The sequence below is a fragment of the Nonomuraea sp. SYSU D8015 genome, assembly GCF_008065375.1.
In the GTDB taxonomy this organism is placed as follows: domain Bacteria; phylum Actinomycetota; class Actinomycetes; order Streptosporangiales; family Streptosporangiaceae; genus Nonomuraea.
The window spans coordinates 1-10667 of the sequence record NZ_VJYI01000057.1; the positions used below are offsets into that span (position 1 = coordinate 1).

Below are 10667 nucleotides of genomic sequence, written 5' to 3' on the forward strand. Positions count from 1 at the left end.
CCAAGGCCGTGTCCATCACTGCCGACCACGGCGAGAGCGCCGTCAGCCTCATCCGGCAGGTCCTCATCCGGCTGCCGGAGATCGCCGCCACCCGGACCACGGTCCAGCGGACACAGCTGCTCGCCCTGCCCACGCTGACGAAGTATGCCCAGATCATCGCCGCCTTCCAGCAGTTGCACGACCAGATCGGCATGAGCGGCGAGGACGAGGAGCTGACCGCGAGCGTCCGCGCCCTGTCCGCGCTTGCCAAGGCACACGAGGCCGCCTCGCAGCAGCGCGGCCTGCTCACCGCGGTGGCCTCGGCGGGCGGGTTCCAGAGCGGCGAGCTCGACCGGTTCATGGCCGCCCGCGCCCAGCAGGAGAGCGAGCTGGAGGTCTTCCGGTCGGCGGCCACGATCCAGCAGCGCCAGGCGTACGACGACACCGTCACCGGCACGCTGGTGGACCGGGCCGAAGCGATCCGGCTGCGCGCCCTCGCCCAGGCCGGACAGAGCGGCCCGATCGACATCGTCCCCGGGACCGGCGCGGACGCCGAACGCTGGTTCGAGGCCATGAGCGGCACCGTGGACGGCATGTCGGCGGTCCAGCGGCGGCTCGGCGAGTCGATCATCGTGCAGAGCCGGACGCTGGGAGACGCCGCCCGCCACGACGCCGTCGTGGCCGCCACCGTGATCGTCCTGCTGCTCCTGGCGGTCCTGCTGCTCACGGCCATCGTGGCGCAATCCCTGGTCAGCCCGCTGCGCAGGCTCCGCAGGGAGGCACTGGACATCGCCGGCCACCGGCTGCCCACCACCATGCGCACCGTCCGCGAGACCGGCGACGGAGCCACCCCCGCCGTGGCCCCCATCGACGTCGACTCCCACGACGAGGTCGGCGAGGTCGCCCGAGCCTTCGACGAGGTGCACCGCCAGGCCATCCGGCTGGCCGGCGAGGAAGCCCGCCTGCGCGCCAACATCAACGCGATGTTCGTCAACCTGTCCAGGCGCAGCCAGACGCTCGTCCAGCGGCTCATCCAGCACCTCGACGACCTGGAGCGGGGCGAGCAGGACGAGCACCGGCTGGCCAGCCTCTTCAAGGCCGATCATCTGGCCACCCGCATGCGCCGCAACAACGAGAACCTGTTGGTCCTTGCCGACCAGGAGCCGCCCAGGCGGTGGAACCGGCCCATCCGCCTGATCGACGTCGTACGCGCCTCGCTGCAGGAGGTCGAGCAGTACCAGCGCGTCGATGCCCGGGTCACCATCGCCGACGCCATCGCCGGACAAGCCGTCAACGACATCGTCCACCTGCTGGCCGAGCTGATCGAGAACGCCCTGTCCTTCTCGCCGCACGACAGCCGCGTCACCGTCGGCACCGAGGCGCTCGACGGCGGCGGCATCATGCTGTCCATCACCGACACCGGCATCGGCATGACCGCCGACGAGCTCGCCCACGCCAACGAACGCCTGGCGCACGCCGTCGAGGTGGATGTGTCCGCCTCCCGCCGCATGGGCCTGTTCGTGGTGGCCCGGCTGGCCCACCGGCACGGCATCCGCGTCCGCCTGCGCCCGAACGAGCAGGGCGGCCTGATCGCCGTGGTGCTCGTGCCCGACACGCTGCTGCGCGCCGCCCCGGGCCCGTACCCGGTCGCCGCGGCCGGGCATGCCCCGCCACCTCGCCAATGGCGTCCGCCCCCACCCATGAGCCCGTCCGACGCCGACTGGCCCTCGTTCGCCACCGACCCCGGCCCCGGCCCGCTATGGGGTCGCCATCCCGCCCTCGTGCCGCTGCCGGACCCGCCTTTCCGCGAGGCGCCGCGCGCCGACGCGGCGGCCACCGGCCCGATCCCCGCCGTCCGGTCCGTCCCGTCCGGCGACGACTACCTGCCGATCTTCGCGGAGGTCGAGTCGGCCTGGTTCAACCGCGAGCGCACCGACAGCTGGAGCTCGCCCCAGACCGACGCGGGCTGGAGCGCCGCCCAGGCCGCGGCCAACCCGGCCGACGACGGCCCCACCACCTCCGGCCTGCCCAAACGTGTGCCCAGAGCCAACCTGGTGCCCGGCACGGCCGACACCCTGTCGACCCCCAAGGGCGTCGCCCCGATCCCCCGGCTGTCCCCCGAACGGGTGCGCAGCCGCATCACCAGCTTCCAGGAGGGCTTCCGCCAGGCCCGCATCCGCATCGGCGCCGGCGACCTCCCGCCCTTCGGCACGGGCGGCATGACCAGCGGCGACGGGATCGGGTGAACGCGTATGGACGATCTCGACTGGGACATCCCGCCGGGCTCCGGCGACCCGGAGGACTCGCCGGTGCGGCCCTACGCCGTCACCGGCGGACGCACCACGCCCTGCATGAGGCTCGCGGTCGAGGCGCTGGTCAGCTCCGCCACCGCGCCACCGCACGACTTCGCCCTCATCAACCCCGAGTACGCCGACATCGACCAGCTGTGCCGGCAGGCCCGCTCGGTCGCCGAGGTCTCGGCCCTGCTCCGCCTGCCGCTCGGCGTCGTCCGCGTGCTGATCGCCGACATGGCCGCCCAAGGACTGCTCCAGGTGGACCAGCCCCGGCTGCGCGACGGCCGCCCCGACCCGGCCCTGCTGGAACGGGTGCTCACCGGGCTGCGCCGGCTCTGATCTAGGCGACGGTGCCGTACGAGGGCTTGCCCGCCCACTCGTAGGTGAGGTAGACGACGCCGGTGCCGGTCGTGTCGGACCCGGTGAGCTTCAGCCCGGCCGGGACGGTGCCCTCGGCGAACAGCCGCTTTCCCTGGCCGAGGACGACGGGGAAGACCAGCAGGTGGTATTCGTCGACCAGCTCGGCGCTCTGCAGCGTACGCAGGAGGTCGCTGCTGCCCTGGACCAGGATCGTGCCGTCGGTGCGCCGCTTGAGGTCGGCGACGGTCTCGGCCGCCTCGCCCACCAGGACCTCGGTGTTGGTCCACTCGGCCGTCATCGGCTTCCTGGTGGTGACGTACTTCCGCATGCCGTTGATCTGCTCGGCGCCGTCGGCCTCCGGCATGTTGGGCCAGGAAGCGGCCATGATGTCATACGTCCTGCGGCCCAGCAGCATGGCGTCGGCGCGGTCGACCAGCGGCCCCATGATGCGGTCGAACCCCTCGTCCAGGTGCGGGGGCAGCCATCCTTCGTGCTGGAAGCCGTCAGAGGGGTCCTCGCCGGGCCCACCGGGGGCCTGCATGATCCCGTCCAGGGTCACGAAGGTGCCCACCACCAGCTTGCTCGCCATCTCTCGCTCCTTCTCCCCGCGGAGGCCCTGCCGGCCCTCCGCCGTTCTCGTGTACGCCCCGAGCCTCGCCGACCCCGCTTACGGAATCCTTAAGGGCGGGTCATCGGCCGGCCTCAGGTTCTCGTACGACGCCGCCGACGACGGCGGTCACCATCTTGCGGACGGCCTCGGTCTCCGGCGGGCCCCCTTGCCGGTCGGCGAACAGCAGGTGCCCGGCCCCGATCAGGGTGGGCGCGAGCGTGTCGACGTCGGCGTCCGCCGCGAGCCGCCCCAGGTCCCGCTCGGCGGTGAGATAGGAGGCGATCATCCCCACGGCCTCCGTCAGGACGGGGACGCCGGCCGGCCATGTACGGCGCAGCCGGGCGCGCAGCTCGTCCCGGAAGGTCACCAGGGCGACGATCGCCACCGCCACCGACCCGAACAGCGCCGTCAGCGCGTCGGCGAGGTTGCCGGCGACGGTGCCGGTCCCGGCGGCCTCGCGCAGGGCCGCGGCCTGGGAATCCATCCGGTCGACGCGATCCAGCACGAACTCGGCGAGAAAGGCGTCGAAGTCGGCGAAGTGCCGGTGCAGCACGCCCTTGGCGACGCCTGCCTCGTCGGTGACCGCCCGGCTGGTCAGCGCGCTCGGCCCGTCCCGGAGCAGGACGCGCTCGGCGGCGTCGAACAGCTGCTGTCGCACGTCGCGGATGGCCACCCCTGTCGGCACCGTGCATACCTCCGTCCCTGGCCGGACTCGGCCGGTTGATGAGTGGGCGAGCGCCCACTTATAGTGGGCGCATGCCCACTATAGCTGAGGCCGGAGCGCCTCTTCCTGAACGCGAGCCTCATCAGGCCAGGCAGATGGCCGTGTCCTTCGGCACGGACGCCGAACGCTACGACCGGACCCGCCCCCGCTACCCCGACGCCATGGTGGGCCGCATCGTCGACGCGAGCCCCGGCCCCGACGTCCTCGACGTCGGCTGCGGCACCGGCATCTCCTCGCGGCCGTTCCAGGCGGCCGGCTGCCGGGTGCTCGGGGTCGATCCCGACGAGCGCATGGCCGACGTCGCACGCCGCAGCGGACTCGAGGTGGAGGTGGCGACGTTCGAAGCCTGGGACCCGGCGGGCCGCACCTTCGACGCGGTCGTCGCCGGGCAGACCTGGCACTGGGTGGACCCGGTCGCGGGCGCCGCCAAGGCGGCCCGGGTGCTGCGCCCCGGCGGCCGCCTGGCGGTGTTCTGGAACGCGTTCCAGCCACCGCCCGAGGTGGCGGCGATCTTCGCCGAGGTCTACCGCCGGGCGCTGCCCGACGCACCTGCCGCCCCGCGCTCGGCGCCCGGCTCGAACGGCTACTCGCTCTTTTGCGACAAAGCGGCCGACGGCATACGGCAGGCGGAGGCGTTCGGCGAGCCAGAGCAGTGGCGATTCGACTGGGAGCACCCCTACACCCGGGACGAGTGGCTGGACCAGCTGCCCACCTCCGGCATCTGGACCCGGCTACCGCCGGACAAGCGGGAGGAGGCGCTGGCGGGCGTCGGCCCCGCGATCGACGCGATCGGGGGCGGGTTCGCCATGCGTTACACCGCGATGGTGGTCACCGCCGCGCGAACCGGCGCGACCTGATCCGGCTTGACGGGCCTCGGCGGCGGCCCCGCCCATCCAGCGGGGAATGCCTGGTGACAGGCGTGCGTTGAGGCGGGCGTCACCAATTGAAAATTCAACCATATGGAGGGGTCATGCCCGCCGTCACCGCCGACACCCTGACGCTGCCGCGCGTCGCCGTACCCGATCCGGCCTCCGTCGAACGGCGGCCCGTGCGGTCCGTGACGACCGCCCCGAGCGGATTCGAGGGAGAGGGCTTCCCGGTACGGCGCGCGTTCGCCGGTGTGCCGCAGTCCGTGCTCGACCCCTTCATCCACATGGACCAGATGGGCGAGATCGAGTACGCCCCCGGCGAGCCCAAGGGCACCCCCTGGCACCCGCACCGCGGCTTCGAGACCGTCACCTACATCATCGACGGCATCTTCGAGCACCAGGACTCCAACGGCGGCGGCGGCACGATCACCAACGGCGACACCCAATGGATGACCGCGGGCTCAGGGCTGCTCCACATCGAGAAGCCCCCAGAGCACCTGGTGGTCTCGGGCGGGCTGTTCCACGGCGTTCAGCTGTGGGTCAACCTGCCCCGCGCCCACAAGTTCCACCTGCCCCGCTACCAGGACATCCGCGGCCGCCAGGCGGCGCTGCTCGCCTCGTCCGACGGCGGCGCGCTGCTGCGCGTGATCGCCGGCGAGCTCGCCGGGCACGCCGGTCCGGGCATCACCTTCACCCCGATCACGATGGTGCACGCGACCGTGAGCCCCGGCGCTCGGCTGGAGCTTCCGTGGAACCCCGGCTTCAACGCCCTCGCCTACGTCCTGGCCGGACAGGGCTTCGCCGGGGACGAGCGCACGCCGGTGCGCAAGGGGCAGCTGGCCGTCTTCGGCCAGGGCGGCGCGCTCACCGTCGCCGCCGGCCAGGCCCAGCCGCAGGCCGAGCCGAACCTGGAGGTGCTGCTGCTCGGCGGGCAGCCGATCCGCGAGCCCGTCGTGCACTACGGCCCCTTCGTGATGAACACCCGCGCCGAGATCCTCCAGGCGATGGAGGACTACCAAGCCGGCCGCCTGGGCGTCGTCCCCGCCGAACGGGTTCCGCACGCCGCCGGGCCGGTGCCGGGAGAGGAGTGACCTCCCTCTAGGGCGTGCCGTCCTCGTACCGGGGCGTGAGGATCCGCACGCCCCGACGAGGACGGCCGGATCAGCCGAGGCGCGCGAGCTCCTCTTCGGTGAGCTCCAGCGTGGCGGCGCCGACGGAGTCGAGGATCGTCTCGGGGCGGCTGGCGCCGGGGATGGGGATGACCACCGGGCTGCGGGCCAGCTCCCAAGCGAGGCAGACCTGCTGCGGCGACACGCCGCGCGCTTCGGCGATCTCGCTGAAGGCGGCGTTCTGACGGCTCAGCTCCCCAGTACGGCCGATGCCGCCCAGCGGCGACCACGGCAGGAACGCCAGGCCGAGCTCGGCGCAGACGTCGATCTCCGGGTCGCTGGAGCGGAAACGGGGAGAGTACTCGTTCTGCACGCTCACCAGGCGGTCGCCGAGGATCTCGTGGGCGAGCCTGATCTGCTCCGGGTTCGCGTTCGAGATGCCCGCCATCTGGATCTTGCCGGCGTCGTGCAGGTCCTTGAGCGCCCCCATGGTCTCCTCGTACGGCACCTGCGGATCGGGCCGGTGGTGCTGGTAGAGGCCGATGCTCTCCACGCCGAGGGCCTTCAGTGACCGATCGCAGGCCTCCTTGAGGTACGAGGGGCGGCCGTCGACGGACCAGCCGCCGCCGGGCGTGCGGGTGTGGCCGCCCTTGGTGGCGACGAGCACGGTGTCGGCGTCGCCTGCCCACAGGGACAGAGCGCGGGCGACCAGGCGCTCGTTGTGGCCGACGTCCGTGTGGGAGGGCGTGTAGGCGTCGGCCGTGTCGATCAGGGTGACGCCGGCGTCCAGAGCCGCGAGAAGGGTACGGATCGACTGCGCCTCGTCCGGCATGTGCCCGGCCACCGACATGGGCATGGCGCCGAGTCCGATGACCCCGACCTGGCGGTTTCCGATGGCGCGCGTTCTCATGGCGTTGTGCATGGGTCCACCTTGTCTGCTGGAGCGCACTCCAGGTCAAATGCCCGCACAGACCAGTGGAAACGCCGGGACATTGCGCCAAGGTGGCTCCATCATGTCCCTGTTCCATGCCATCGCGAACCCGGACGCCCGCATCCGCGGTGACCCGATTCTCGCCCTGGACGAGCCCGGCGACATCTTCTCGCGCACCAAGATCGTGCTGTCCACCCTGGTGGGCTGCACCTGCTCGACGGCGCGATCCGGTTGGAGTCGTCGCCCGTCGATCTCCTCGGCGCCGCTCAGGGTCGGTTTCCTCCTGGGCGCACTCGTTGATCAGGTCGGCGAGGGCTTGCGCTCCTGGACCGAGATCTTCCCCCGAACCCCGGCGACCTGAGGGCTCGCTCCGCCGCCTCCTCGTCCGTGTGCTGCGGTGACGCCGTCGTGAAGCGGATCTGAAGGCGGTCATCGCGACCATTGTGCACGGGGCGGTTTGTGTGCGGCCGCCTTGATCGCGATCAGGGTGGAGGTCGTTCATGCGTGTTCTGTTACGGCGCGGTTTAGTCGGGCTGGTGGTCGGCGGGGTGATGGCCGCCGTGGCGCTGCCCGCCGGTCCGGCTTCGGGCCTCGCGGGCGGGGCGGCGGCGCCCGCCGACGGGTACGGGTTCGTGGCGGACATCAGAGTGGGCAGCGCGGTGCGCGGATGTTCCGGCGCGCTGGTCGATCCGGAGTGGGTCGTCACGGCGAAGTCCTGTTTCGTCGAGGGGTCCGATCCCGTGCCGGTCGGCCCGCCGTCGCAGCCGACCACCGTCACGGTCGGCCGCGAGGACCTCACCAGCATCGATAAGGGCCAGGTGCGCGGCGTCACGCACGTGGTGCCGCATCCGGCGCGTGACCTCCTGCTGGCCAAGCTGGCCAGCCCGGTGGTCGAGGTGGCGCCGGTACGGGTGAGCGCGACCGCGCCGGCGCCCGGCGAGGTGCTGCAGGTGGCCGGCTTCGGGCGGACGGCGACGGAGTGGGTGCCGGAGCGGCTGCACAAGGCGCCCTTCACGGTGCACACGGTCAACGCCGGGGCCGTCGAGATCACCGGTGACCCGTCGGCGCCGGCGACCATCTGCAAGGGGGACGCCGGCGGGCCGGCGGTGCGCAGCGTGGCGGCGGGGTTCGAGCTGGTCGCGGTGAACAGCGCGTCCTGGCAGGCGGGCTGCCTGGGGACCGGCGCGTCGGAGACCCGTACCACGGCGGTCGAGGCGCGGGTGGACAACGTACGGGACTGGGTGCGGCAGACCGTGCGCGGGGGCACATTTGTGCGCCTGCCCACCAGCGCGGCGGCCCTGGACACGCGCTCAGGGCTGGGCGCGCCCGCGGGGGCGCTGGCCGCGGGCAGCCTCACTCCGTTCCAGGTGACTGGGGTGGGTGGCATACCGGCGACCGGTGTGAGCGCGGTGCTGGTCGACGTCACGGCCGTGACGACCGCGCCCACGTACCTGACGCTGCTGCCGGAGGGCGCGCCGCGCCCGCCGCTGTCGATGCTGAACGCCGTCGCGAACCAGATCATCTCCAACACCGCGGTGGTGCCCGTACCCGCCAGCGGAAGGATCGCCGTCTACAGCCATGGGGCCGGCGCGCACGTCTTGGTCGACGTCCAGGGTTACTACACCACCTCAGGGAGCGCGGGGCGGGGCTTCGTGCCGGTCGACCACACCCGTGTCGTGGACACCCGCAACGGCCTGGGCGGACCGGCGGGCATCGTGCCGCCGTGGGGGACGCGTACCTTCACCCTGACAGGTGGCGCCATCCCGGCCGGGGCCAGCGCGGCGTACCTGGACCTGATCGTGACCGACGCGACCGGGCAAGGCTGGGTCGGCGCCTTCCCGCCCGGGGGCGCCAACAACCGCAGCGTCATGGACTACGTGCCCGGTACGACCGCGCACGGCGTGGCGGTGCAGCTGGGCACGGACGGGCGGGCGACGTTCACGAACAACGGCGCCTCGGCGGTGCACCTGGTGCTGACCGCGGTGGGCTACTTCACCGGCAGCGCGGACAGCGGCGCGGGGCTGCGGACGATGCCGGCGGTGCGCCGGCTGGACACCCGCGAGGTCGGCACGGGCGTGCCGGTGCCGGCCAACAGCACGATCGACGTGCCGCTCGGCGTGCCCGCGGGCACCACGGCGGCGCTGAACCTGACCGTCGTCGGCAACACGGCCGACGGGCATCTGAACGTGTGGCCGCTCGACGGCGCCGAGACGAGCACGTCGCTGGTCAACTACGCGCCACCGGCCGACGGCGTCCGGGCGGGGCACACCGTGGTCAAGGTCGGCACCGGCGGCAAGATCAGGATCAGGAACAACAGCTCGGGTTCCGCGCACGTCCTGGTCGATCTGCAGGGCTGGTACGCCGCCGACCTCGTACCGGCCGGAGGCACGTCAGCGGCCTCGGCGAAGGCGGCCGGGGACGTGAACGTGCCGGGTTCGGTGGTCGAGGACTTCAGGTATCCCGGCGCGGAGTCCATCGAGGAGATCGAGCTGATCCGCGGCGACGGCCGGATCATGCTGGTGGAGTGCACCACCGACCCGCAGCTGATCACGGTGGAGAGTGTCGGCCGGTCGAAGTTCTGCTTCCGGGTCAAGGGCGACACCGGATGGCTGAGCCTGCGGCTTGACTCCGTCTTCCTGGTCGGTTCCGGCGACCAGGTCGTCGAGGCGACCATCACCGCCAATGGTGAGGAGCAGACGGTCGTCGTGCCCGAGGGCCAGGTGCGGCCCACCGGCACCACAGACCCGGACTTCGCGGTGCTGCTGGAGCTGCGCGCCGCGCCGTGAGCGCGGCGGGCTGAGGATCCGAATCGGCGCACGTCCTTATGAGGGAGAGCGATCGTGAAGGCGACGCGTATGTGGCTCGGTGTGAGACGCGTGCTGGTGGTGGCGCTGCTGGCGACCGGCACGATCGCCGTCCCAGCGGCGCACGCCGCGGAACCGGCGGTCGCGCGGGAGCAGGCGCTGGAGCTCATGAAGACGGCCGGACCCGGGGTGGCGAGGGCGGCCAGGGCCGCGCTCCTGGGCACAGACGAGGAGGTCCGCCAGTTCCTGGAGGACGACCTGCCCGGGCTGCGGGCGCAGGACGACCGGGTACGGGTCGCGCAGCTCATGCAGCTGAGCGGCCCGGCCATGGTCCAGGCCGGGCAGGCGGCGCTCGCCGGCGGTTCTGAGCAGATCCGGGCGTTCGTCGAGTCCGGTTACCGGCCGGTCCTGGGCCAGGACCGGCGGATCCGGGTGGCGAACCTGATGGCCGTGGGCGGCCCGTCGACCCGGCAGACCGGCCAGGCGGCGCTGACCGCGGGCGACACCGCCGTCGTGGAGTTCCTGCTGGACGGACGGTACCGGGCGGCGGAGCAGGACGACCGGATCGAGGCGACCAAGCTGCTCGCGACGGGTGGGCCCGAGGTGGCGCGGGCGGCGCAGGTCGCGTTGCAGGGCGCGCCGGAGGACGTGCGGGAGTTCCTCGACCACGGCCAGCACGTGGCCAGGGCGCGGGACGAGGAGATCTCCACCGTCGCGCAACTGGCCTCAGTGGCGCGGCAGGCGCAGTTGATCGCGGAGGAGCAGACACAGGCCGCGAAGGTGCAGTCGGAACGGGCGGTGAAAGCGGCCGAGCTGGCCAAGGAGGCGGCGCAGCGGGCGGCGGCGGAGACGGCGGAGGCGGGGACCTCGGCGAAGCGCGCGACCGAGGCCGCGGGCCGGGCCGCGGATGCGGCCGCGCGGGCGGCGGCGGCAGCGCAGGACGCGATCAACGCGGCCAACGCCGCCAACCAGGCGGCGCGGGTCGCG

General features: G+C 72.7%; 10 protein-coding genes. 7 read left to right on the top strand and 3 right to left on the bottom strand.

Annotation, left to right across the window (positions count from 1 at the left end; translation table 11 throughout):
- Both ID574_RS59075 and ID574_RS59080 read left to right on the top strand, forming a co-directional pair.
- On the top strand, positions 1-2225 hold a 2225-nt coding region (locus ID574_RS59075; protein ID WP_188197836.1), incomplete at its 5' end, for a sensor histidine kinase.
- A 6-nt stretch (positions 2226-2231) separates the two neighbouring features.
- Positions 2232-2612: a DUF742 domain-containing protein gene (locus ID574_RS59080; RefSeq protein WP_188197837.1), complete on the top strand. Its 381-nt coding sequence runs from the start codon at positions 2232-2234 to the stop codon at positions 2610-2612.
- Between the two features lies 1 nt (position 2613).
- Here ID574_RS59080 and ID574_RS59085 read toward each other — a convergent pair whose 3' ends face one another.
- Positions 2614-3222, bottom strand: a complete 609-nt coding sequence (locus ID574_RS59085) for a dihydrofolate reductase family protein (RefSeq protein ID WP_188197838.1) — start codon at positions 3220-3222, stop codon at positions 2614-2616.
- Positions 3223-3322: 100 nt separating this feature from the next.
- Positions 3323-3928: a TetR/AcrR family transcriptional regulator gene (locus ID574_RS59090; RefSeq protein ID WP_188197839.1), complete on the bottom strand. Its 606-nt coding sequence runs from the start codon at positions 3926-3928 to the stop codon at positions 3323-3325.
- 71 nt (positions 3929-3999) lie between these two features.
- On the opposite strand from ID574_RS59090, the gene ID574_RS59095 reads away from it, so the two are divergent.
- A complete protein-coding gene (locus ID574_RS59095) occupies positions 4000-4824 on the top strand; it encodes a class I SAM-dependent methyltransferase (protein WP_188197840.1) in 825 nt (274 codons plus the stop codon).
- Positions 4825-4937: 113 nt separating this feature from the next.
- Complete coding sequence (locus ID574_RS59100) at positions 4938-5927, top strand: pirin family protein (protein ID WP_188197841.1); 990 nt, start codon at positions 4938-4940, stop codon at positions 5925-5927.
- A gap of 70 nt (positions 5928-5997) precedes the next feature.
- On the opposite strand, the gene ID574_RS59105 is transcribed toward ID574_RS59100, so the two are convergent.
- Complete coding sequence (locus ID574_RS59105) at positions 5998-6867, bottom strand: aldo/keto reductase (RefSeq protein WP_223168226.1); 870 nt, start codon at positions 6865-6867, stop codon at positions 5998-6000.
- 91 nt (positions 6868-6958) lie between these two features.
- Here ID574_RS59105 and ID574_RS59110 point away from each other — a divergent pair, with 91 nt between their 5' ends.
- The 3 genes from ID574_RS59110 to ID574_RS59120 form a co-directional block, all read left to right on the top strand.
- Entirely contained in the window at positions 6959-7237 is a 279-nt protein-coding gene (locus ID574_RS59110; protein WP_188197842.1) for a hypothetical protein, read from the top strand.
- Positions 7238-7376: 139 nt separating this feature from the next.
- The gene (locus tag ID574_RS59115) at positions 7377-9662 is read left to right on the top strand and encodes a S1 family peptidase (RefSeq protein WP_188197843.1); all 2286 of its coding nucleotides are present in this window, start codon (positions 7377-7379) and stop codon (positions 9660-9662) included.
- A gap of 54 nt (positions 9663-9716) precedes the next feature.
- Positions 9717-10667 (top strand): ALF repeat-containing protein (locus ID574_RS59120; RefSeq protein ID WP_188197844.1); only part of this gene is annotated, 951 nt, incomplete at its 3' end.

Excerpts from the sequence above, each read along its gene's own strand:
- ID574_RS59080 (WP_188197837.1), top strand. The coding sequence starts at position 2,232 with ATGGACGATCTCGACTGGGACATCCCGCCGGGCTCCGGCGACCCGGAG.
- ID574_RS59085 (WP_188197838.1), bottom strand. The coding sequence starts at position 3,222 with ATGGCGAGCAAGCTGGTGGTGGGCACCTTCGTGACCCTGGACGGGATC.
- ID574_RS59095 (WP_188197840.1), top strand. The coding sequence starts at position 4,000 with ATGCCCACTATAGCTGAGGCCGGAGCGCCTCTTCCTGAACGCGAGCCT.
- ID574_RS59100 (WP_188197841.1), top strand. The coding sequence starts at position 4,938 with ATGCCCGCCGTCACCGCCGACACCCTGACGCTGCCGCGCGTCGCCGTA.
- ID574_RS59105 (WP_223168226.1), bottom strand. The coding sequence starts at position 6,867 with ATGCACAACGCCATGAGAACGCGCGCCATCGGAAACCGCCAGGTCGGG.
- ID574_RS59110 (WP_188197842.1), top strand. The coding sequence starts at position 6,959 with ATGTCCCTGTTCCATGCCATCGCGAACCCGGACGCCCGCATCCGCGGT.
- ID574_RS59115 (WP_188197843.1), top strand. The coding sequence starts at position 7,377 with ATGCGTGTTCTGTTACGGCGCGGTTTAGTCGGGCTGGTGGTCGGCGGG.